At 72.9% G+C, this 23260-nt stretch carries 18 protein-coding genes and 1 other RNA gene; 12 read left to right on the forward strand and 7 right to left on the reverse strand.

Going from position 1 to position 23260, the window contains the following annotated elements; translation table 11 throughout:
- The first annotated feature begins 103 nt into the window (after positions 1 to 103).
- Positions 104 to 784, forward strand: coding sequence for a class I SAM-dependent methyltransferase (locus tag ACGFML_RS09375; RefSeq protein ID WP_393541710.1), 681 nt, complete (start codon positions 104 to 106; stop codon positions 782 to 784).
- Between the two features lie 48 nt (positions 785 to 832).
- Here ACGFML_RS09375 and ACGFML_RS09380 read toward each other — a convergent pair whose 3' ends face one another.
- From ACGFML_RS09380 to ACGFML_RS09400, 5 genes are all read right to left on the reverse strand, one after another.
- Positions 833 to 1789, reverse strand: a complete 957-nt coding sequence (locus tag ACGFML_RS09380) for a class I SAM-dependent methyltransferase (RefSeq protein WP_393541712.1) — start codon at positions 1787 to 1789, stop codon at positions 833 to 835.
- Between the two features lie 424 nt (positions 1790 to 2213).
- Positions 2214 to 3116 carry a carbohydrate ABC transporter permease gene (locus ACGFML_RS09385; protein ID WP_393541714.1) on the reverse strand — a complete coding sequence of 301 codons (903 nt, stop codon included), beginning with the start codon at positions 3114 to 3116 and terminating at the stop codon, positions 2214 to 2216.
- Complete coding sequence (locus ACGFML_RS09390) at positions 3113 to 4444, reverse strand: carbohydrate ABC transporter permease (protein ID WP_393541716.1); 1332 nt, start codon at positions 4442 to 4444, stop codon at positions 3113 to 3115. Before ACGFML_RS09390 ends, ACGFML_RS09385 begins: the two co-directional genes overlap by 4 nt.
- 37 nt (positions 4445 to 4481) lie before the next feature.
- Positions 4482 to 5846, reverse strand: a complete 1365-nt coding sequence (locus ACGFML_RS09395) for an ABC transporter substrate-binding protein (protein ID WP_393541718.1) — start codon at positions 5844 to 5846, stop codon at positions 4482 to 4484.
- A gap of 294 nt (positions 5847 to 6140) precedes the next feature.
- On the reverse strand, positions 6141 to 9350 hold the full coding sequence (locus ACGFML_RS09400; protein WP_393542708.1) for an FtsK/SpoIIIE domain-containing protein: 3210 nt from the start codon (positions 9348 to 9350) through the stop codon (positions 6141 to 6143).
- 480 nt (positions 9351 to 9830) lie between these two features.
- Here ACGFML_RS09400 and ACGFML_RS09405 point away from each other — a divergent pair, with 480 nt between their 5' ends.
- The 4 genes from ACGFML_RS09405 (at position 9831) to ACGFML_RS09420 (ending at position 15316) form a co-directional block, all read left to right on the forward strand.
- The gene (locus tag ACGFML_RS09405; RefSeq protein ID WP_393541720.1) at positions 9831 to 11471 is read left to right on the forward strand and encodes a serine/threonine-protein kinase; all 1641 of its coding nucleotides are present in this window, start codon (positions 9831 to 9833) and stop codon (positions 11469 to 11471) included.
- Positions 11472 to 11645: 174 nt separating this feature from the next.
- Positions 11646 to 12953, forward strand: coding sequence for a serine/threonine-protein kinase (locus ACGFML_RS09410; protein ID WP_393541722.1), 1308 nt, complete (start codon positions 11646 to 11648; stop codon positions 12951 to 12953).
- Positions 12954 to 13045: 92 nt separating this feature from the next.
- Entirely contained in the window at positions 13046 to 14152 is a 1107-nt protein-coding gene (prfB, locus tag ACGFML_RS09415; RefSeq protein WP_393541724.1) for a peptide chain release factor 2, read from the forward strand.
- Positions 14153 to 14470: 318 nt separating this feature from the next.
- A complete protein-coding gene (locus ACGFML_RS09420) occupies positions 14471 to 15316 on the forward strand; it encodes a hypothetical protein (protein WP_393541726.1) in 846 nt (281 codons plus the stop codon).
- Between the two features lie 201 nt (positions 15317 to 15517).
- Here the strand turns inward: ACGFML_RS09420 and ACGFML_RS09425 are convergent, their stop codons facing one another.
- Positions 15518 to 15709, reverse strand: a complete 192-nt coding sequence (locus ACGFML_RS09425; RefSeq protein ID WP_393541727.1) for a hypothetical protein — start codon at positions 15707 to 15709, stop codon at positions 15518 to 15520.
- Positions 15710 to 15981: 272 nt separating this feature from the next.
- On the opposite strand from ACGFML_RS09425, the gene ftsE reads away from it, so the two are divergent.
- The 5 genes from ftsE to ssrA all read left to right on the forward strand — a co-directional run bounded on the left by ftsE (position 15982) and on the right by ssrA (position 19948).
- Positions 15982 to 16671 carry a cell division ATP-binding protein FtsE gene (ftsE, locus tag ACGFML_RS09430; protein ID WP_030069385.1) on the forward strand — a complete coding sequence of 230 codons (690 nt, stop codon included), beginning with the start codon at positions 15982 to 15984 and terminating at the stop codon, positions 16669 to 16671.
- A 9-nt stretch (positions 16672 to 16680) separates the two neighbouring features.
- Complete coding sequence (gene ftsX / locus ACGFML_RS09435; RefSeq protein WP_393541729.1) at positions 16681 to 17595, forward strand: permease-like cell division protein FtsX; 915 nt, start codon at positions 16681 to 16683, stop codon at positions 17593 to 17595.
- Positions 17596 to 17663: 68 nt separating this feature from the next.
- Positions 17664 to 18863, forward strand: coding sequence for a S41 family peptidase (locus ACGFML_RS09440; protein ID WP_393541731.1), 1200 nt, complete (start codon positions 17664 to 17666; stop codon positions 18861 to 18863).
- Positions 18864 to 18881: 18 nt separating this feature from the next.
- Positions 18882 to 19388, forward strand: coding sequence for an SsrA-binding protein SmpB (smpB, locus tag ACGFML_RS09445; RefSeq protein WP_393541733.1), 507 nt, complete (start codon positions 18882 to 18884; stop codon positions 19386 to 19388).
- A 190-nt stretch (positions 19389 to 19578) separates the two neighbouring features.
- Positions 19579 to 19948, forward strand: a transfer-messenger RNA (tmRNA) gene (gene ssrA / locus ACGFML_RS09450).
- Positions 19949 to 20062: 114 nt separating this feature from the next.
- Here ssrA and ACGFML_RS09455 read toward each other — a convergent pair.
- Positions 20063 to 21397, reverse strand: a complete 1335-nt coding sequence (locus tag ACGFML_RS09455; RefSeq protein ID WP_393541735.1) for an MFS transporter — start codon at positions 21395 to 21397, stop codon at positions 20063 to 20065.
- A 104-nt stretch (positions 21398 to 21501) separates the two neighbouring features.
- Here ACGFML_RS09455 and ACGFML_RS09460 point away from each other — a divergent pair, with 104 nt between their 5' ends.
- Positions 21502 to 22491 (forward strand): LysR family transcriptional regulator, encoded by a 990-nt coding sequence (locus tag ACGFML_RS09460; protein WP_393541736.1) that lies wholly within the window; start codon positions 21502 to 21504, stop codon positions 22489 to 22491.
- Positions 22492 to 22666: 175 nt separating this feature from the next.
- The gene (locus ACGFML_RS09465) at positions 22667 to 23203 is read left to right on the forward strand and encodes a DUF4232 domain-containing protein (protein WP_393541738.1); all 537 of its coding nucleotides are present in this window, start codon (positions 22667 to 22669) and stop codon (positions 23201 to 23203) included.
- The last annotated feature ends 57 nt before the right edge of the window (positions 23204 to 23260 follow it).

A 23260-nucleotide genomic window follows, 5' to 3' on the forward strand; every position in this document is an offset into this window, starting at 1 on the left:
GGCGGCGTGCCGCGCCGCCGCGCTCCCCCTCGATGCCGTAGACCGTTGGGCAGCGTCATGGCGCCCGAGCGCCGTGTTCCCAGGGAAAGGTGACCGCGACCCGATGCCCGGCCGAACCGACAGCCCCGCCCCCACCGACAGGCCCGACGCATCCGCGCCGGAGGCGGTCGGCACCCGGCCCGCAGGGGGCGCCGGCACCGCCCCGCACGCCTCCACCGCGCGCTTCCCGGCCGGCGAACACGCCGGCGTCGTACGGCCCTTGCCGGCCCGGCCCCGCTACCACCGGCTGCTGCGGCGGATCGGCTCCGGCCGGGTGCTGGACATCGGCTGCGGGCCGGGCGACACGCTCGCCGACTGCGCGCCCGGCAGCGTCGGCATCGACCACGACCCGCGCTCCGTACGCACCTGCCGGGCGCGCGGGCTCACCGCCTACACGGCCGACGCTTTCCTCGCGAGCGCACACGCCCGTCCCGGCACCTTCGACGTGCTGCTGTGCGCGCACGTCCTGGAGCATCTGGACGACGAGCAGGTCGAGGGCCTGCTGCGGGCCTATCTCCCGTACGTACGGCCGGGCGGCGCCGTTCTGCTGATCACCCCGCAGGAGGCGGGCCACCGCGCCGAGGCGTCCCCGGTCCGCTTCACCGACTTCCCGCTGCTGCGTGCCTTCGCGGAGTCGGCGGGGCTGGTCGTCCGGCGCACGTACTCCTGCCCGCTGCCGCGCGCTGCGGGGAAGGCGCTGCGACGCAATGTGTTCGTCCTCGTGGGGCAGGTGCCGCCCCGGTAGGCGTACGGGCCGGGGCGCGGTACCCGCCCCGGCCCGTACGGCCGCCGGTCAGCGTCCCGCCGGGCGGGCCTTCTTGCGGGCGGCGACGATCGCGCGGGTGACGATCGGCGGCAGCACGTCCAGCGCGACCCGGCGCACCACGCTGCGCTGCAGGCGGGGCACGGGGCGGGCCGCCGAGGCCCGGGGTGCCTGGGCGGCCGACGGCTCGGCCGCGCGGGGGGCGGCCTCGGCCCGGTGCCGGGAGACCGGCTGCGCGGGCTCCTTGGCGCCCTTGGCGCTCAGCCGGATCAGCGGGGCGTCGTTGACGTACTGCACCTCGTGCCAGACGTCCTTGCGCGACTGCAGCCACTCCAGCAGCGCCTTCTGCATGGGTTCGGGGTCGCCCCACGTCCCGTAGAACTTGGTGCCGGTGATGCAGATGGGGCGCAGCCCCTCGTTCGCCACGGCCTGCCAGGTGGCGGCGGCCACCCCGGGGCAGTGCTCGGCACGATAGTCGTCCATCACCACGACGCCCTCGTCGGTGAGCAGCTCACGCACCGCGAGGATGTCGCCCTGCACATGCTCGAACAGGTGCGAGGCGTCGATGTGGGCGAAGCGCACCGAGTCGTCGGCGACGTGGTCGCGCACGATGGAGCTCAGGCCCTGCACGATGGTGGGCAGCTCCTCGTGGAACGAGAGGTAGTTGGCTTCGAAGGCGCGGCGGGTCAAGGTCGCGTAGGACGTCTTCATCTCCTTGGAGTTGGAGGCGTCCTCGGCGGGGGAGTCGAAGAGATCGCAGACCGTGAAGCGCTCGTCGGAGCGCATTCGCGCGCCCAGGAAGATGGCGCTCTTGCCCATGTACGCGCCCAGTTCGAGCAGGTCGCCCGTGACCGAGCGGTCCCGCTGGTGGGCGAGGAACCAGTCGAAGAGCAGCTGGTCGGCGGTGAAGAACCAGCCCTTGACGTCGGACAGCCGGGCGGGGTGGGGGAGTTGTTCGGCACTCTGGTCTGCGGTGAGGGCAGTCATGTGCGGTCCGTCTCCAGACGGTCGGGAATCGATGGCGATGTGCGCGACACGCGAGGGGATGCGCGGGGCGGTGTGCCGGCACGGTGTGTTGTGGCGGTGGAGCTGCGATGTGGAGGTGTCCGGTGTGACCGACGCTTCAGTCGTGACCGATGCGTCTGCTGTTGTAGATGCGGCCGGTGCCGCGACCGGTTCCGCGGGGGAGCGGCCCGCGCAGGGGCCGGGGCGCCACCGCCCGACACACGAAACGGTCGAACGTGTATTGCAGTCTCCCTGACACGCCCCCGTAGCACCATGCGTTTCACGGCACCGACCGGCATCGGCCGTCATCGTAGGGGGAGAGACATGAACGGAAGATGGCGTGGCGCACGCCGGACGCCGGCCCCTCGCGGGCCGGGCCCCGCGCCGCCCCCGCCCCCTGCCGCCCCTACTTCACCGCGCCGGCCATCACACCGGAGACGAACTGCCGCTGGAAGGCGAAGAAGACGATCAGCGGTACCACCATCGAGACGAACGCACCCGGCGCCAGCACATCGATGTTGTTCCCGAACTGCCGCACCTCCTGCTGGAGGGCGACCGTGACCGGCGGGTTCCCGCTGTCCGCGAAGATCAGCGCGATCAGCATGTCGTTCCACACCCACAGGAACTGGAAGATCCCCAGCGACGCGATCGCCGGCCCGCCCAGGGGCATCACGACCCGGGTGAACAGCCGCAGCTCGCCCGCCCCGTCCAGCCGGGCCGCCTCCAGCAGCTCGCGCGGGATCTCCGCGAAGAAGTTCCGCAGCAGGAACACCGCGAACGGCAGCCCGAAGGCCGTATGGAAGAGGATCACCCCGGCCGTCGTCTCGAACAGCCCCACCGCGCCGAACAGCTTGGCCACCGGGATCAGCGCCACCTGCACGGGCACGACCAGCAGCCCGACGACGACCATGAACCAGGCGTCGCGCCCGGGAAAGTCCATCCAGGCGAAGGCGTAGCCGGCCAGCGACCCGATGACCACCACCAGCACCGTGGCCGGCACGGTGATCGCCGCCGTGGTCAGCAGCGAACCCATCACCTTCTCGTTGCCCAGCAGCCTGCTGTAGTTGTCGAACGTGATCTGGGCCGGCTCGCTGAAGACGTGCCACCAGCCCGACTCGGCCATCTGCTGCGGGCTGCGCAGCGAGGACAGCAGCAGCCCGACCGTCGGCATCAGCCAGAAGAGCGCCACCAGGACCAGAAAGATCCGCACCGCGCCGCCGCCCGTGCGGGCCGCGATCCGTGTGGTGAGCGGCCGGGCCGCCCCGCGGCCCGCCGCCCTCGCCCGAACGGCACCCCCGACGGTCGTCATCGCAGACGCTCCTTCCGGATGCGCCGGAGATTGACGTACATCACCGGCAGCACGAGCAGCAGCAGGAATACGGCGATCGCGCTGCCCAGGCCCTCGTCGACGTCCGTGCCGAACGACGACTGGAAGAGCTGGAGGGCGAGCACGTTGGCGGACCGGAGGCTGGATCCTGGCGCGATGATGTAGACCAGATCGAAGATCTTCAACACATTGATCATGAGCGTGACCAGGACGACCACCAGCACGGGAGCCAGCAGCGGCACCGTGATCCGGCGGAACACCTGCCACTCACCCGCGCCGTCCACCCGCGCCGCCTCCAGCAGCTCGCGCGGCACCGCCGCCAGCCCCGCGGCGATCAGCACCATCGCGAACCCGGCCCACATCCACACATAGGAACCGATGATGGCCGGGGTGACCAGCGCCGGGCCGAGCCAGTCCACGCCGCGGTAGGGCTCCGCGAAGTTCGCCGCGGGCAGCCGCAGCCGGGCGCCGTCGGCCTTCCCCGCGGGCAGCGCGTACGTCCCGTCGGCCGCGGTCCGCGCCGAGGCGACCACCACGCCGCCCCGGACCGCCTCGACCGTCAGGCCCGCCAGCCCCTTCTCCCCGCCGTCGACGACGTCGGGCCGGCCACCGCCCCCACGGGTGAAGTCCAGCCAGACGGTGCCGGTGACCATGCCCGGCCGGGGCTTCGCGGCGGCCGCCGGCCGCGCGCCCCGCACGTCGTCCTGCTGCACCGCGACCAGCGGCAGATTCGCCGGGGACCCGGCCCGTACGGCCGCGGCCGTGGTGAAGGCGCCGCCGCCGGAGGGCCGCAGACCGGTGTGCGGCCGCGGCTTGGCACCCGGGAACGGCGCGGGCTCGGCGAAGGTGTCGTGCACACCCACCCAGACCGCGTTGGCGACGCCGCGCTGCGGGTCCTGGTCGTAGACCAGCCGGAAGATGATGCCCGCCGCCAGCATCGAGATCGCCATCGGCATGAAGACGACCAGTTTGAACGCGGTGCCCCAGCGGATCCGCTCGGTGAGCACCGCGAAGATCAGGCCCAGCGCGGTGGCGACCGCCGGCGCCACCACCACCCAGACGACGTTGTTCCTCAGCGCCGTGCGGATCCCCTCGTCGGAGAACATCTCGCCGTAGTTGCCCAGCCCCACGAAGCCGTCACCGGACGCGTCGAACAGGCTCCGGTAGACGGAGAAGACGATGGGGTAGACCACCAGCGCCCCCAGCAGCACCAGCGCGGGCAGCAGGAAGACGGCCGCGATCCAGGGGCGGGTGCCCAGGACGCCCCGCCGCTTGCGGCCCGCGGCAGCGGTGGCTGATACGTCGCTCATCGTGACGGTCCCCCCGGTCCGGTCGAGGCGGTCGGCGTCAGTGCCCGAACGCCTTCGCGGCGTCCTTCTCCAGCTGCGCCTGCGTCCCCGCGATGTCCTTGGGGTTCTTGAGGAAGTCCTGCAGGTCCTTCCACTCGCCCTGGCCCGGCTTGCCGCCGAAGGAGGCGGGCGCCTGGTCGGACATGTCGAAGCGGAAGTCGTCGCCCGCCGCGATCAGCGCCCCGGCGATCTCGCGCATCACCTTGCTGGTGTACGCCGCCTGGTCCAGCTCCTTGTTCGGGGAGACGAACCCGCCCGCCTGCGCCCAGATCCTGGCCGCGTCCGTCGAGGCCAGGAACGTCAGCAGCGCCTGCGCGGCCTTGCCGTCCTTGAGCGCCACCGCCACATCGCCACCGGTCACCACCGGGGACTCGGCGCCCACCGCGGGGAACGGGAAGACCTTGGCGTCCGTGCCGAGGCGGGCCTTGGTCTGGGTGATGTTGGCCGCGGCGAAGTCGGCCGAGGAGACCATCGCGGCCTTGGGGGTGTCACCGCCGCTGAACGTCTGCGTCACCGACGTCGGGAAGTCCGTCTGCAGCGCACCGGAGTTGCCGCCGGAGAGCAGATCCTTGCGGCCGAAGAGCCGGCCCAGCGTGGTCAGCGCCTGTGTGACGGACGCATCGGTCCACTTGATCCGGTGCTGTGCCAACTGGTCGTACTTCCGCGGCCCCGCCTGCGAGAGGTAGACGTTCTCGAACCAGTCGGTCAGCGTCCAGCCGTCCGCCCCGCCCACCGACACCGGCTCGGTGCCCGACTCGGAGACCGTCTGCGCGGCCTTGAGGAAGTCCGGCCAGGTCCTGGGCTCCTTGACGCCCGCGTTGTCGAACGCCTTGGTGTTGTACCAGACCAGCGACTTGTTGCTGGCCTTGAAGTAGACGCCGTACGGCGTGCCCTTGTGGGCGCCCAGATCCTGCCAGCCCTTGGCGTAGTTCTTCGCCAACTGCGCCTTCGCGGCGACGCCGAGCGGCTTGAGCCAGCCCTTCTGGGCGAACTCGTTGAGCACGCCCACCTGCTGGAGCATCGCGACGTCCGGCGGACCGCCGCCGGCGATCTTCGACCCGATGAACCCCGCCATGTCGTCGCCGCTGGGGACGAAGTCCACCCGGGCACCGGTGCGCTTTTCGAACTCGTCCAGCACCTTGCCGAAGTTCTCCCGCTCCGGGCCCGTCCAGACCGCGGTGACCTGGAGCCGTTGGCCGTCGAGCTTCGGGAGCCGGACGGTGGGGGCGGTGCTGCCGCCCTTGCCGCCGCCGCCCGCGTCGTCCTTGGTGCCGCCGCAGCCGGCCAGCGCGAGGGCGAGCGCCGCGGCCGCCGCCAGAGCGGTCGTCGTGCGTGAAGCCGTCCGGTCGAATCGTCTGCGCATCCCCGTAGCCCCTTGTCGCTGCGCCTGTGGTGCGTGCGGTGGTGCTCCTCGCGGTGCTGTGCGGTCGTGCCGTCGCGCGGTTCCTCTGTGCCGGCCGGGGGGGGCCGGCCGGGCTGTCGGCCCGGCGGGCGTGCCGTCTGCCCGGCGGGCTCTGCGGCGTGCTCTGCGGTGTGCGACAGGTCTACGCCCCGATCCCCGGTGCCGCAATACCGCATCCGGCCCCAACTGACCTTTTGTGATGGGGCTGTTACGGACGGTGGGGCGCCCGGCGCCGGCCGGACCGCCGCCCCCGGCTCACACCAGGGGCGGTGCGGTGGCCGCCGCCAGCGACTGGGCGGCCCGCTGCAACGCGCTGGCCAGCAGCGCCAGATCCGTCGGGCCGTTGCCCAGCTCACGCAGCGGACGCCGGGCCGGCGGGTCCCCCATCCGCTGCCACTCCAGCGGCACGACCGTCGGCCGCAGGGTGGACGTACGGGGTATCCGGCCGGTCACCCGGCCCGCCTGGAACGGCGTCGAGGAGCCGTCCTCCGCCCGGTCCAACCGTCCGCGGCCCGGCGGCGCCGACTCGGACGGGTCGCCGGCCACACCGAGCCGGATGCGCAGCCCGGCCCGCTCACCGGTCGCGGTCGCAGCCGTGCGATCCGGATGGCCGGTCGCCGCTATCAGATGGACACCCAGCTCCGCGCCCTCCCGGGCGACCGCCTCCAGGGCCCGCACCACCGAACCGGCGGCCGGCCGCCCCGTACTGCCCAGCGCCGGGGCCACCAGCGCATCGAAGTCGTCGACCAGCACGAACAGCCGGGCCATCGGCGGCGCCTGGCTCTCGGCGGCCGCCGCGCCGCTGCGCGCCCGCAGCCGCAGCGTCCCGGTGGCCGACGGATCCGCCTCGCCGGCCGCGGCGCCGCTGGTCCCCTCGGTCGTCCGGCGCGGCGCGATGATCCGCGGCGCCGGCAGATGCTTGGCGCGCCACTCGGCGAACGGCGTCCCCGCCAGTATCTCCGCCCGCCGCTTCAGCTCGGACGACAGCGCCTGCGCGAACTCCCGCATCCGCACCGGGTCCGAGGCGGCCAGATACGTCGTGACGTGCGGCAGGTCCGTACAGGCCCGCAGGCCCTCGCCGCGCTCGCTGCCGCCACCGTCCACCAGGACCAGCGACAGCAGGTCGGGGCGGTCCGCGGCGGCCAGCGAAGCGGCCAGCGAACGCATCAGCTCGGTCTTGCCGGTGGCCGCCGCACCCTCCAGGAGGAGGTGTGTGCCGTCGGCGGCGAGATCGGCCGCCAGCGGGCCGTGCGGACCGGCGCCCAACACCGCGGGGGCGCTGGGCCGGTCGGTGTCCAGCGCCGCGGCCCAGCGCGCCAGCAGGGACGCGGGAGTGGCACGGGCCAGGCCCAGCTCGTCCAGCAACCGGGCGGCGTCGGGCAGCGGAACGACCGCGCGGTGCACCTGCCGCCCGCCGGCCGTGGCCGTCGCCTCGGCCTCGCGCAGCGGCGCCAGCGCGCGGGCGAACCGCTCCGCCCAGGCACCGGAGACCGCATCCACGGCCGCGACCGTGCCGTTCGGACCGGACCCGGGTTGGACCACGCGCAGCGCCGTGGCCACATCACCACTGAGCACCGCCACCGCCCCGCACTCGCCGAACGCGGGCGACGCCGTCCGGGCCGCCTCGTAGGTCGCGGCCAGCGGGAAGACGGGGGACGCGGCGGGTGTCTCCGCCAGGCAGAGCAGATGGATGCCGGCCGCCGGGCCGCCCGCGGCGAGCCGGGCCGTCCGCTCGCGCAGCTCCGACGAGCCGAGGTCGCCGTCCACGATCACAACGGTGTACGGGCCGCGGTGGCGGGCCGCGGCGGCGGCCACCTCGGCGCGGTCGGCACTGGCCCAGTCGGGGCCGAGCGGGCCGTCGTCCAGCCGGCGCATCAGCTCGGCCGTGCGGGCCGCGGCCTGTTCCTTGTCGTAGGCGAGCAGCAGCCGGCAGTCCTGGCCATGGGCCGGGCGGACGTGCGGCAGCCAGCCCAGCCAGGACCAGTCGGCCACCCGCTCGCCGTCGGGGCGCGTCCGGTCCGTCGCGATCAGCACGATCTCGGCGGTGTCGGGGGAGTGCAGCGCGGCGAGCTGGGCCACCGCGGCGCGGGCCAGCCCGGCCAGCCGCGCCCGCGGCCCGGCCAGCCCCAGCGAGCCCGCCCGGCGCAGGTCGACGGTGACCGGCACCGCGATCCGGCCGGCGCCGCCGCTGGTCGTCCCCAGCCGCACGGTCAGCGCGTCGACGTGCCCGACCCCGCGCTCCCACAGGCGGGGCCCCGGGCCGAGCGCCGTCAAGAGGACGGCGGCGGCATCCGGCCAGCGCTCGTGCGCCGCCGCCTCCGCGCCCTCGGCGACCGCCGCGGACACCTCCTGCGCCGTCTCGTCCGCCGCTTCCGGCAGCGCCGCCCCGGCGTCGTCCGGCCGCTCCACGGCGGACCGTCCGGCGGCCAGCCGCCGCGCCCAGGCGCCGATGCCGCCGCGGCGGGCCGCCCTGGGCCCGGCCGGGTCGCCGGCGTCGGCGGGTGCCAACTGGTGCGTGCCCGCGTGCGTGCCGTCCTGGTGGCCGGCGGCGTACTCCTCACGGGTGTACGCCCCGGGTGCCGTCCCGGCGGCCGGGTCGCCGGCGTCGTCCGTCGCCGTGCCGCGCAACGGGGTGTCCCGGCGGCCGCCGCCCTGCGCGGGGCGGGCGGCGGGTGGCGGCGGGAAGGCGGGCACGGCCGGGCCCGGGGCCGCGGTCGCCGCCCCTCGAACCTCCCCGGGTGCCGCGTCGGACCGGCGGTCCGGGGAGAGCCGCGCGGCGTCGGCCCCTTCCCCGCCCAGCGCTCCCGGCGCGACCCGCAGATACCCCTCGCCGTCGGGTGCGGCGGGCAGCGCCGGGTCCGGGGCGGGCGGGGAGGACTGGAGCCGCAGCGCCGACTCACCGATCCGCAGCAGTGCGCCGGGTCGTAGCGGGGCGGGCGCTTCGCCCAGATCGACACCGTCGACCGAGGTGCCGTTGGTCGACCGCAGATCGGCGACGTGCACCGAGCCGTCCGGCTCGACCGTCACCGCGCAGTGCAGCCGGGAGACGTCCGGATCGTCCAGCGGAACATCGGCGTCGGCCGAGCGGCCGATACGGATCTGGCCGCCGTGCAGCAGATGGACGCCGCCGGCATCGGGCCCGGAGACGACGCGCAGCCGGGCCGGACCGTGCGGCAGACCGTGCGCCGGGGCGGGGCCGGGGCCCTGGAGGGCGAGCACCGCACCGTCGATCAGCGGTGGCTCGCCGATCGCCGCCCGCTGCGGATCGAGTCGTTCGCCGCCCGCGTACAGGACCACCGGGCCGCCGCTCGCACCGCCCACATCCGCGCCCGAACCGGCCACGGAGGCCGCCAGCGAACCCGCCACCGACGCCAGGGCGGTCCCGGCAGGGGCCGTCACGAGCACGTCGCAGGCCCGCGTGGGGTGGCCGCTGCGCGGCCCGAGGACGGTCAGCCGGATCTGCATCGCCGTCAACGGTCCCTTCTGCCGGGAGCCCGGCAGGGGAGCCGCTCACCCCCCCCACCGCGTCCGAGCACGTCGGCACGTACAAGTCCCAAGTGCACGTCGCGACGGAGACCACGCGCCCCCACCACTGCGTGCTGGGGTGCATCCTCGCACCTGCCACTGACAACACGCCCGTCGACCGTCAATTGGTGATCTTGATTGGTCTTCTAAGGGCGAAAAAGTGCCGGCTTGCGCGCGGGGAACGGCCGGATTTCGATCGCCGTGACCCGGAGTCGGTGCCGAAGCAGCCGGGTGGCGCCGCCGCCACCACCGGTCGGCCGCCGGTGGCAACCATCCGCCTCCAACGTGCGTCTTTCCCACAAGCCCGCCCGGCAGCCCGACCGCGGATTTCGCCCGACGGCCTACAGTGGGTCGGACGGGCCGCGAGCTGACCCAGCGGGCCGGGCAAGAAACCCCCCATACGACCAGGGAGCGCATGACGTGCGGCCGGTAGGCAGCAAGTACCTGCTCGAGGAGCCGCTGGGACGCGGCGCCACGGGCACCGTCTGGCGTGCCCGCCAGCGGGAGACGGCCGGAGCCGAGGCGGCCGTGGCCGGCGAGCCCGGCGAGACCGTCGCGATCAAGGTCCTCAAGGAGGAGCTCGCGAACGACGCGGACGTGGTGATGCGCTTCCTGCGTGAGCGCTCCGTCCTGCTGCGGCTCACCCACCCCAACATCGTCCGCACCCGCGACCTGGTCGTCGAGGGCGATCTGCTCGCCCTGGTCATGGACCTGGTCGACGGCCCCGACCTGCACCGCCACCTCCGCGACAACGGACCCTTCAGCCCGGTGGCCGCCGCCCTGCTCACCGCGCAGATCGCCGACGCCCTGGCGGCCAGCCACGCCGACGGCGTCGTCCACCGCGACCTCAAGCCCGCCAACGTCCTGCTCGCCGGCTCCGACAGCAGCGACCTGATGCACCCGATGCTGACCGACTTCGGCATCGCCCGCCTCGCCGACTCCCCGGGTCTGACCCGCACCCACGAGTTCGTCGGTACCCCCGCCTATGTGGCGCCCGAGTCCGCCGAGGGTCGCCCGCAGACCTCCGCCGTCGACATCTACGGCGCCGGAATCCTGCTGTACGAACTGGTCACCGGCCGCCCGCCGTTCGCCGGCTCGACCGCCCTGGAGGTGCTGCACCGCCACCTGAGCGAGGAGCCGCGCCGCCCGAGCACGCTGCCCGAACCGCTGTGGACGGTCATCGAGCGCTGTCTGCGCAAGCGCCCCGAGGAGCGGCCCAGCGCCGAGAACCTCGCCCGGGCACTGCGCACCGTCGCCGGCGGCATCGGCGTGCACGCCACCCCGGCCGCGGCCGACGCCGCGCTCGGCGTCGCCGCACTGCTCGCCCCCGACCCGGCGCCCGCCACGGTCCCCGGCACGGGCATCGGCGGCGGCCAGGGGGCCGGCGACGCCGACCCCACCCAGGTCCTCCCCTCCCACGGCGGCGCATACGACCCCGCCGCGGCCACCAGCGTGCTGCCCGCCACCGGGGCACCGGGCGGCCCGGGAGGCGGCGACCCCACGCGCACCATGCCGCCGGTTCCCATGGGCAACCCCGCGGGCGGGCCGCAGGAGCCCGACGGGCCGCACCCCTGGGAATCCCAGCTGCGCGCCGCCCGCGACCGCAACGACCAGACCCAGGTCCAGTACCTCGACCCGGGCGAGGACCCGCTGCGCCGCCGCCCCCAGCGGCGTCCGGCGGCCCCGCAGCAGCCCCCGCCGCCGCAGTACGCCCAGCAGCAGCCGGAGCCCTACGCCCAGCAGCAGCGCCAGGCGCCGCGGCGCCGGCAGGAGCCCCCGCCGCAGCGCTACGAGCCGCAGCGGCCGCCCGCCGAGGAGCCCCGGCCCCGCCGCGAGCCCCGCCCGCGCAGCGCCAACCCGATGAAGATCCCGGGCCTGGGCTGCCTCAAGGGCTGCCTGTTCACCGTGCTCATACTGTTCATCGCGAGCTGGCTGATCTGGGAGCTGACCCCGCTCCAGCAGTGGATCGGCACCACCAGGGGCTTCTTCGCCCAGATCGGGGACGTCATCACCACGGTGAAGGACTTCGTCGAGGGGCTGAGCAACAGCAAGGGGCCCTGACCCGGACCTCGGTCACCGCCCGCCGTATGGATTTGTCGACTTCTTCCGGGCAATTTCGCGCACAGAAGTGAAGGATGCGTCCGTCGCGGGCACGGAACCCCTCGGCACCCGCGTAGCTTTGACGCCAACTTCAGCCCCCAAGGACGCTCGGGGGCCCGACACGTCGGAGCAGTCTTGGCACGGAAGATCGGCAGCCGGTACACCGCCCACCAGATCCTGGGGCGCGGCAGTGCCGGCACGGTATGGCTGGGCGAGGGTCCCGAAGGGGCCGTGGCCATCAAGCTGTTGCGTGAGGATCTCGCCTCCGACCAGGAGCTCGTCGGCCGCTTCGTGCAGGAGCGTACGGCGCTGCTGAGCCTGGAGCACCCGCATGTCGTCGGCGTCCGCGACCTCGTCGTCGACGGCAACGACCTGGCACTGGTCATGGACCTCGTACGGGGCACCGACCTGCGCACCCGTCTGGAGCGCGAGCGCCGGCTGGCCCCGGAGGCCGCCGTCGCCATCGCCGCCGACGTCGCCGACGGCCTCGCCGCCGCGCACGCCGCCCGGATCGTGCACCGCGACGTCAAGCCCGAGAACGTCCTGCTGAACATGCAGGGCGAGCTCGGCCCCGGTGGCGCGCACCCCGCGCTGCTCACCGACTTCGGTATCGCGCGCCTGGTGGACCTGCCGCGCAGAACCCTCCCCCAGCCGCCGGCCGGGGGGACCCCCGTCTCGCTTCGCTCGACCAAGGTCATCGGTACCCCCGACTACCTCGCCCCCGAGATCATCGAGGGCCTCCCGCCCCGCGCCTCCGTGGACGTCTACGCGCTGGCGACCGTCCTGTACGAACTGCTCGCGGGCTTCACCCCCTTCGGCGGCGGGCACCCCGGGGCGGTCCTGCGCCGCCACGTCACCGAGAGCGTCGCCCCGCTGCCCGGCATCCCCGACGAGCTGTGGCAGCTGCTCCTCCAGTGCCTGGCCAAGGCGCCCGCCTCCCGGCTGCGCGCCCCCGAGCTCGCCGCCCGGCTGCGCGAGATGCTCCCGGGACTGGCGGGCATTCCGCCGCTGGACATCGATGAGCCCGACGGCGAGCAGCCCGAGGACGACACCGAGGCCGCCGCCCCCACCGGGACCCGCGACTATCCGCCGCCCGCCGGGACCGAGGACACCCCGCCGCGTGGCTCCGTCCCACTCGTCCCGGGCGCCGCACCGGACTCCAACCGGGACACCCACACCAGCATGCGGGTCCCCGGTCCCGACGAACTCGCCGGCGGCGCGCACGGCACCGCCCGCACCCCCCGGGTGGCCGGCGAACGGCGGGCCGGCTCCGCCCGCCACCGCTCCGCCCCGGAGGCGCTGCGCCGCCGCCGGGCCAAGCTCGCGGCGGGCGCCGCCGCGGTGCTGGTGGCGGCCGGCCTCGGCGGCTGGCTGGCCGCCGGTGACGACGAGCCCGGCGACGCCCGACCGGGCGTCCACCAGCCCGCCCCCGACACCCCGTGACGCCGGCCGGACCCGCACGGCCTCCGGACGCCGTGCGGGCCCGGTCGCCCCGGCCGGGACACACTCCCGGCAGTAGCCGTTAGGCTGGGTGCGTGGCAGTCGTCGATGTATCCGAAGAGCTGAAGTCCCTCTCCTCGACCATGGGGTCGATCGAGGCCGTCCTGGACCTCGACAGGATGAGGGCCGATGTCGCCGTGCTCGAGGAGCAGGCCGCGGCCCCGTCCCTGTGGGACGACGTGGAGAACGCACAGAAGATCACCAGCCAGCTGTCCTACCTCCAGGGCCAGCTGCGCCGGGCCGAGGAGCTGCGCGCCCGCGTCGACGACGTCGAGGTGCTGTTCGAGCTCGCCGAGGCCGAGGACGACGAGGACGCGCGCGGCGAGGCCGAGGCGGAGCTGGCGGCCGTTCGCAAGGCGGTCGACGAGCTCGAGGTCCGCACGCTCCTGTCGGGCGAGTACGACGCCCGCGAGGCGCTGGTCAACATCCGCGCCGAGGCGGGTGGCGTGGACGCCGCCGACTTCGCCGAGAAGCTCCAGCGGATGTACCTGCGCTGGGCCGAGCGCCACGGCTACAAGACCGAGCTCTACGAGACCTCGTACGCCGAAGAGGCCGGCATCAAGTCGACCACCTTCGCCGTCCAGATTCCGTACGCCTACGGCACCCTCTCCGTCGAGCAGGGCACGCACCGCCTGGTGCGCATCTCGCCGTTCGACAACCAGGGCCGCCGCCAGACCTCCTTCGCGGGCGTCGAGGTGCTGCCGGTCGTCGAGAAGACCGACCACGTCGAGATCGACGAGTCGGACCTGCGGGTGGACGTCTACCGCTCCTCCGGCCCCGGCGGCCAGGGCGTCAACACCACGGACTCCGCGGTCCGTCTGACGCACCTCCCCACCGGCATCGTCGTCTCCTGCCAGAACGAACGCTCGCAGATCCAGAACAAGGCCTCGGCGATGAACGTCCTCCAGGCCAAGCTGCTGGAGCGCCGCCGCCAGGAGGAGCAGGCCAAGATGGACGCCCTCAAGGGCGACGGCGGCAACTCCTGGGGCAACCAGATGCGTTCGTACGTCCTGCACCCGTACCAGATGGTCAAGGACCTGCGTACCGAGTTCGAGGTCGGCAACCCCACCGCCGTTCTGGACGGCGACATCGACGGCTTCCTCGAGGCCGGCATCCGCTGGCGCAAGCAGCAGGAGAAGTAGCCGCCAGGGCGCCGCGCGACCGGACAACTGTCTCCCTGGGGGAGGCAGTTGTTTTTGTTTCAGCGGTTTGGTCACAGTCGTATGTCCATGTACCGCCCAATTATGATCAATCCGGGCACCGCGACTTTATTCGACCTTGACGATGTTGACCGAACTGGGAAGGCTGGGCGCGACACGCGTATGTCTGGGGCGTGCGTGTGAACGGGGAAATGAGTGGCCTGGCCGCTGTACAGGGTCGAGGCTCGGACACCCCCACCGGCTCGACGCCCCGTACAGCGGTGCACCCATGACGAGTTCAGCTACTGGGGGTAGCAGTACATGACGAAGAAGACGCGGCTGCGCGTAGCGCGCATTGCGGCCGGTGCGGTGATTGCGGCGGGTGCGTCGCTCACCGCGGCCGGCGCCGCCTCTGCGGCCGAGACGGGCCAGAACCAGAGCGCCGGTGAGAACTGCAGCCCGCTCGACCCGCTGCACTGGTTCTGCGACGACACCGGCGGCGGCGACTCCTCCGGTGGCGGCGACTCCACCGGCGGCGACGACGGCGGCGCGATCGCCGGCACCGACAGCGGTGGCAGCGACGACGGTGGCGCGATCGCCGGTACCGACAGCGGTGGCAGCGACGACGGTGGTGCGATCGCCGGTACCGACAACGGCGGCACCGACAACGGTGGTACCGACGACGGCGGCACCGACATCGGCGGCACTGACGACGGCGGCACCGACAACGGTGGCACTGACGACGGCGGCACCGACAACGGTGGTACCGACGACGGCGGCACCGACAACGGTGGTACCGACGACGGCGGCACCGACAACGGTGGTACCGACGACGGCGGCACCGACAACGGCGGCGCCGACAACGGTGGCGCCAACGGCGGCCACGAGAACGGTGGCGGCAACGCCACCGGTGGTGACGGCTCCGGCACCGGTACCGACAACGAGGGCTCCAAGCCGATCGAGCAGCCCGGCCAGGGCAAGGAGGGGATGTCCGACACCCCCGGCCAGGCCAAGCAGCAGCCGAAGGGCGGGGAGCTGGCCGAGACCGGTTCCTCCGGTACGACCTTCCTGCTGATCGGCGCGGCGACCATGATCGCGGGCGGTGTCGGCTTCCGCCTGCTGCCCCGTCTGGTCAACAAGAACGGTGGCGGCGCGGCCGCGGCCTGACGCTGACACGACACACAACGAAGGGCCCGCGGTGCAACCAGCACCGCGGGCCCTTCCGCGTTCCCTGTTCCCTCCGGCGCATCACCGCTTCGGCGCGCACACGGGTGATCGCGCTCGGTGACGAAATCCCATCCGTCCGGTCGGCCTACGGCGCCCCGTCCTCGCTGCCGGACCGCAGCCGCCCGCCGGGGCCCGTACGGCTCAGACGGCCTGGTGGAGCAGAAGCGCGACCGCGATCAGCGCCACCAGCAGCGCCACCAGCGCCACCGGGCTGATCTGGCCGAACATGCCCTCTTGCTGCTGGAGCCGCTCCCGGCTCGCCCGGCACACGGGGCAGCGGCCCTCGCTCACAGGGGCCGCGCAGTTGGCGCACACCAATCGGTCGTACGTCATGCGACCTCCTTCTCCACTGCGCCAACGCACCGGAAGGCGCATTGGTTCCCCCTACCACTGTGCCAGCTTCCCGGCGGAACGGCGCGCCCCGCGGAATTGTCCTCCGCCTGCCCGCCCAGATGCCGAGAATGTCCGGCTAGATGCCGTGAATAAACGCACCAACCCCCCACGGCGACTGCGCCGCATCACGAGGTTCGCGTATGGTCACGCACACCGACGGGAGCCGCAACTCGGCAACCCGTGCCGCTACCCAGGTCGACCGTGGTGCATCAGTGATCCGATTCGACAACGTCTCCAAGACCTACCCGAAGCAGAACCGCCCCGCCCTCAGGGATGTCTCCCTGGAGATCGAGCGCGGCGAGTTCGTCTTCCTGGTGGGTTCCTCGGGCTCCGGTAAGTCCACCTTCCTGCGCCTTCTCCTGCGCGAGGAGCGCGCCAGCCATGGCGCCGTGCACGTACTGGGCAAAGACCTCGCGAAGCTGTCCAACTGGAAGGTCCCGCAGATGCGGCGCCAGGTGGGCACCGTCTTCCAGGACTTCCGACTGCTCCCCAACAAGACGGTGGGCCAGAACGTCGCCTTCGCGCTCGAGGTCATCGGCAAGCCGCGCGGGCAGATCCGCAAGACGGTGCCCGAGGTCCTCGAACTCGTCGGCCTCGGTGGCAAAGAGGACCGGATGCCCGGCGAGCTCTCCGGCGGTGAGCAGCAGCGCGTCGCCATCGCCCGGGCCTTCGTCAACCGCCCGATGCTGCTCATCGCGGACGAGCCCACCGGCAATCTCGACCCGCAGACCTCGGTCGGCATCATGAAGCTGCTGGACCGGATCAACCGGACCGGTACGACGGTGGTCATGGCCACCCACGACCAGCAGATCGTCGACCAGATGCGCAAGCGGGTCATGGAACTCGAAAAGGGCCGGCTCGTACGCGACCAGTCGCGCGGCGTGTACGGCTACCAGCACTGAAAGGACGCCATGCGCGCCCAGTTCGTCCTGTCGGAGATCGGCGTCGGTCTCCGCCGTAACCTCACGATGACCTTCGCCGTCATCGTCTCCGTGGCCCTTTCGCTGGGCCTGTTCGGCGCCTCGCTCCTGATGCGCGACCAGGTCAGCACCATGAAGGGCTACTGGTACGACAAGGTCAACGTCTCCATCTTCTTCTGCAACAAGAACGACGCCGACACGGGTGCCAACTGCGCCAAGGGCGCCGCCACCCAGCAGCAGAAGAACGACATAATGGCGGAATTGAACCGGCTGCCGCTGGTGCAGAAGCCGGTGGTGTACGAGTCCAGCGACCAGGCGTACAAGCACTACAAGGAGCAGTTCGGCGACACGCCCGTCGCGGGACTGGTGACGCCCGACCAGCTGCCGGAGTCCTACCGGGTCAAGCTCAAGGACCCCACGAAGTACGACGTCATCAAGTCGGCGTTCTCCGAGCGGCCCGGTGTCCAGGAGGTGCAGGACCAACGCGACACCGTTGAGCCGCTGTTCAACCTCCTCAACGGCATGAACATCGCCGCACTGTGTGTGATGGGGCTGATGCTCGTCGTTGCCCTGATGCTGATCGTCAACACCGTCCGGGTGTCGGCGTTCAGCAGGCGGCGCGAGACCGGGATCATGCGCCTGGTGGGAGCGTCCAGCTTCTACATCCAGATGCCGTTCATCCTGGAGGCCGCCATCGCGGGGCTGCTGGGCGCCGTGTTCGCCTGTGTGCTCATCGTCGGTGGCAAGGCCGTCCTCATCAACAACTGGCTGGCCCCGAAGATCCAGGTGATCAACTTCATCGGCTGGGACTCGGTGGCACAGGTGCTGCCGCTGGTCCTGCTGATCGGGCTGCTGATGCCCGCGCTCGCCGCGTTCTTCGCGCTGCGCAAGTACCTCAAGGTGTGACGTTTGCCAAGGGGCGCCGTACGGTCAACTCCCCGTACGGCGCCCCTTTGTCCCCTAGACTCACCGGCATGTCGGGCCCGTGTTCGTACGCCCCGCCCCGCCGCATTCGCCGCGGGGCAGCCCTGACGTTGATCTTCGCCGGGGTGCTCGCCACCGGGGTGGCCACCGGCACGTGGGGCGAGCGCGCGGAGGGCGCCGTGGAGCGCCCCGACTCCGCCCGCACGTTCGCCGCCGCATCCTCGCCCAAGAGCCGCACCGCCGACCGCGCGGCCGTCGAGCGCGCCGCCGCCCAGGCGATGGAGGACGGCAAGTCCGGTTCACAGGCGGCCGCCGACGTCGTCAGCCGCAGTGGGGACCGCTGGTCGACGATCTACACGCCCGGCGAGTTCAAGGACTTCGAGCGGCAGTTGGGCGGCTCGTACATCGGCGTCGGCCTGTGGGTACGACAGTCCGGCGGCGGCCGGACCGAGGTGTCCCGGATCCAGCCCGGCAGCCCGGCCGCGCGCGCCGGGATCGCCATCGGTGACGGGCTGCGCGCCATTGACGGCCGACCCGTCCGCGGGAGACCCGTCACCGAGATCGTCGCCCGGCTGCGCGGGGCGCCCGCCGAAGGCGCCGGCAGCCCCGTGGAGCTGGAGCTCCGGCGCGGCACCCGCCACTGGGCCGCGACCCTGCACCGCACCCGGCTGAGAACGCAGAGCGTCACCGTCGGCCATCCGGCCGGCCCGCACGGCCCCACCCGCATCAAGGTCGCCGCGTTCACCCAGGGCACCGGCGAAGCGGTCCGCCGGGCGGTGCGCCACGCCTCTCCGCGCGGCGGCCTGCTCCTCGACCTGCGCGGCAACACCGGCGGTCTGGTCACCGAGGCCGTCTCCGCCGCCTCCGCCTTCCTCGACGGCGGGCTGGTCGCCACCTACGACGTCCGCGGCAGTCAGCGCGCCCTGTACGCCGACCACGGGCGCAACACCCGCATCCCGCTCGTCGTCCTCGTCGACGGCGGCACGATGAGCGCCGGTGAACTGCTGGCCGGGGCCCTCCAGGACCGCGGCCGGGCGATCGTCATCGGCTCCCCCACCTTCGGCAAGGGTTCGGTCCAGATGCCCAGCCGGCTTCCGGACGGCTCGGTCGCCGAGTTGACCGTCGGCCACTACCGCACCCCGTCGGGCCGGACCGTCGACGGGCGGGGGATCAGCCCCGACCTGATCGCCGCCGATCACGCCGAGAAACGGGCCCGCACAGTATTGAGTGGCCTCGGCCCCGGTGCGTAGTGCGAAAATGGCGGCACCATGACTAAGCAGACCAAGCAAAAGGGCAAGGACAAGGACCCCGGGCGCAAGCTCGTGGCGCAGCACAAGAAGGCGCGGCACGATTACCACATTCTGGACACCTTTGAGTGCGGGATCGTGCTGACCGGCACCGAGGTGAAGTCGCTGCGGCAGGGCCGGGCGTCGCTGGTGGACGGTTTCGTCCAGATCGACCGGAATGAGGCGTGGCTGCACAACGTCCACATCCCCGAATACGCGCAGGGGACGTGGACCAACCACAGTGCCCGCCGCAAGCGGAAGCTGCTGTTGCACCGGGTCGAGATCGACAAGCTGGAATCCAAGACCCAGGAGTCCGGCAACACCATCGTGCCGCTGGCCCTCTACTTCAAGGACGGCCGGGCCAAGGTCGAGATCGCCCTGGCCAAGGGCAAGAAGGAGTACGACAAGCGCCAGACACTCCGTGAGCAGCAGGACCGCCGCGAGACGGACCGCGCCGTCTCCGCCGCCCGGCGTCGCGAGCGGTCCTGACCGCCGCCCCTCGGCCGATCTGCCGCGGCGGCGGCCCTGCCGGGGAATACGCTGGCAAGGTCGTGCGTTGTTCACGTACGATGGCTCAGCACCCCGCGAGGGTGCGGCACCATCCGGCAGCACCCGGAATCGTCAGATACGCGGATCGCGTATCCCGATACCGTGCGTTGCCACCTTGATAAAACAACATGGGGATGATCGGTTTCGACAGCGGATGTCGAAGCAGGGGAAGCGAGTCGAGGAAGCGGCAATGATCTCGTTAACCATATGTCGCAACCAATAATCGCCAATACCAAGCGCGATTCCTTCGCCCTCGCTGCCTAAGTAGCGACTTGCGAAGTGTCAGCCCGGGGGTGTTCCCGACCCGGATCCTGGCATCAGCTAGGGAACTAAACTTCTAGGCCCGGTCACGGGGTCTGGAAGGAAATCAAACAGTGACTGGGCCCGTCGGAGACTTGTTCGCGTGATCTCCGGGGCCGAGAAAATCGCAGCGAACTGCACTCGGAGAAGCCCTGATTCCGCACCGTTGGACGCGGGTTCGATTCCCGCCATCTCCACTCATCCCATGTAAGCCGCTGCCCCGCGAGATTCTCGCGGGGCAGCGGCTTTTTGTGTGCCGTGCGACGTCCGCACCGCGGTGCCACCCACCGCCGGTCCCTGGCCGACATCCCAGGTCAGACGGGTTCGGCCGGGCCGGTGGGCCGCCGGCGGGCGGTGAGCAGGGCGGTGAGGAAGGCCAGGGCGGCGGCCGTGGCCGGGACCGCGTAGCCCAGCCCCGGACCGAGCGCGGCGCCGTGAGGCCGGCCCGCTCCGGACAGGTGCTCCACCGCCCAGCCGCCCGCCGCCGAACCGGCCGCGATGCCGCTCAGCAGGGCGGTCACGGCCAGGGTCATGCCCTCGTTCAGCCGGGCTGCCGGGGTGCGGGTCTGGATCAGGCCCATGCCGGTGACCATCGTCGGCGCGGTCGCCATGCCCGCGGCCAGTAGGGCGCAGGCCAACGCCACCAGGCTTCCCGTCGAGGCGGCGAGGAGAGGCAACAGCATCAGCGCGGCCATCGCGCCGACACAGCGGGGGAGGCGCCGCTCGGGCCCGCCGGCCGGCCGGAGCAGACCGTGGAGCAGGCCGGCCGCGCAGGAACCGGCGGCCTGGAGGGCGAGCATGCCGCCCGCGGCGGGCCGTGCGCCGTGGACGTCGGCCCAGGCGATGGTCACGACCTCCAGGGAGCCGAACACCGCGCCGGTGGCGAGGAAGGCCCCGAGCAACGGCGGCATACCGGGCAGCCGGAGCGGCGCGCGGGAGCCGGGGCGGCCCGGGGGGCGGGCCGCGATCGGGGGTTCGGTGCGACGCTGGGCGGCGAAGAGCACGACGCCCGCCAGGAAGCACGCCGCGCCCACCGCGGTGCCGGCCTCCGGGAAGAGGGTGGTGCAGAGCAGGGTGGCGAGGACCGGGCCCAGCATGAAGCAGAGCTCGTCCGCGGACTGTTCGAAGGAGTTGGCGGCGTGCAGGGCGGCCGGGTCGTCGCGGAAGAGGTGTGCCCAGCGGGCGCGGGACATGCCGCCGGTGTGGGGAGTGGTGGCGGTGGCCGCGTAGGAGGCGAAGAGAGTCCAGGTGGGGGCCCCGCCGTGGACGCAGAGGAGGAGGGAGAGCGAGCCGAGGGCGGCGAGGGCGGCGGCCGGGACGGCCACCCTGGCCTGGCCGTAGCGGTCGATCAGTCGGGCGGTCAGCGGACCGACCAGTGCCGTCGCCGCCAGGCCGGTCGCGGTGACGGCCCCGGCCAGCGCGTAGGAGCCACGTGATCCGGCGATCATCAGGACGGCGCTGACGCTGAACATGCCCATCGGGAGACGGGCGAGCAGGTTGGCCGCGGTGAAGGCGCGGGTGCCGGGGAGGGCGAAGATCCTTCGGTACGGCGCGAGGAGGCCGGGGCGGGCCGGGGCGGCGCGCCGCACCCGGGTGGCGGGACGTACCGGCGGCGCGGTCACCGGGCGGGAGGCGAGGAAGAGGATCATGTCCCTACCGTCGCGGGTGGGTTGGAGCTCCGTCCAACACCTGACGGGCGGCCATTCACGCGGCTGAGTTGTGAATCGCGTGGTGGGGCTGGGAGGCTGGCGCGATGCCGTACGACATCGACCCCCGGCTGTTGCGGGCCTTCGTCGCCGCCGCCGAAGAGCTCCACTTCACCCGGGCCGCCGCCCGCCTCTTCGTCGCCCAGCAGGCGCTGAGTCGCGACATCCGGCGCCTGGAGCGGGAGTTGGGCGCCGCGCTGTTCGTGCGGACGACGCGACAGGTGGCGCTGACGCCGGACGGCGAGCGGCTGCTCCCCGCCGCGCGGCGGGTCCTGAGCGCGCAGGACGACCTGGTCGCCGCGTTCCGCGGTGGCGCCGAGCGGCCGCTGCTGGTGGACGTGGCGGCGCGGGTGGGGACGGCGTACCGGGTGCTGGAGGAGGCACGGGAGCGGGTACCCGACAGCTGTGAACTGGTGGCCCGCTTCCACAGCGGACTGGCGGGGGCGGCGGGCGAGTTGGCCGCGGGACGGCTGGACGTGTCGTTCGGCCGGTTCGCCGGGCTGCCGTCGGGCGTGCGGGCCGGGCTCGCGCATCAGCCGGTACGGCTGGAGCCGATGACGGTGCTGCTGCGCGAGGACCATCCGCTGGCCGCGCGCCCCGCCGTACCGCTCGCGGCGCTGGCCGGCGAGACGCTCTACGCGGGCGCGGGCAACGCCCAGACCGCCGAGTGGACGGACCTGGCCGAGCGGCTGTTCGCGGGGTGGGGCATCGCGATGGCCCCGCCGTTCCCGGAGATCGAGGGGCCGGAGGAGTTCGTGCGGGTGATCCGCAAGCGGGGGTGGTCGGTGCTGGCGAGTGTGGAGTTCATCGAGGTGCCGGGGATGGTGCTGAGGCCGCTGGTCGAACCGGTCCCGCTCTCGCCCGTGTCGATGGTGTGGCGGCGGGGGCTGCGTCATCGTGGACTGGCGGCGCTGCGGACCGCGGCGCGGGAACTGGGCGAGCGCAGCGGATGGTTGGCACCGCCGGGGGAGGGGCGCTGGCTCCCGCAGGCGGATGCCGGGGTGATGGGGTGGCCGGCAGCCGCACCCCCGGGCTGACGGGACCGGGAGGGGTCGGCGGCGCCGGCCGGTTCGCGGCCCGGGCCGCGCAGGCAACCACGGGCGCGTGAAACGCTTCCTTAGAGGTGAGGGCGCTCCCGTATTCCTGGCGGGCGCACCAGGCAGTGCGGGACCGCCCTCAGGGAACCGTGTCCGAAACGAATCAGGGGGAGTCGTGCGGCGACGCTCACTTCTCGCGGCGACGACGGCCGCGCTCACATTGACCGCCACCCTGGGCCTGGCCCTGGTCGGCTGCGGCTCCGCCCGGATGGCGGCCCTGCATGCCAACTGCACGACGAAGAGCCTGCGGTGGAAGCTCACCGTGCTGAAGAAGGTGCCGCGCACCGCGCACCGCGAGGCGCGGCTGTCGGTGGTCAACGACGGCACACAGCCCTGTGTCTTTCGTGGGTTCCCGGTCGTCAAGGTCCACGTCGGCAAGGGGCCGGAGTCCGACGGCAAGGGGAACGGCCAGGCCCTGCCGATCGATCTCCAACGCGGCGGCACGGTGACGACCGGCCTGCGCTACCGGGACTCCTACCAGGGCAGGCCGTCGGAGGAATGCCTGGTCAGCAATGGCGAGGCGGTGGTCGCCGCGCCGCGTGACCGGGCCGGGCGGGCGATAGCGGTACACGACGAGCGGGGCCGGCGGTCGCGGATGAACGTCTGCGAGGACACGATCTGGATGAGCCCGCCCCGGCAGGTCGCCGAGTAGCCGCGGCCCGGCCCCTCACCCCCCCCCCGCACCGCCTCGCACGGTCCCCTCACCACC

Origin of the sequence: Streptomyces sp. NPDC048650 (assembly GCF_043199095.1) — a bacterium.
GTDB lineage: Bacteria > Actinomycetota > Actinomycetes > Streptomycetales > Streptomycetaceae > Streptomyces.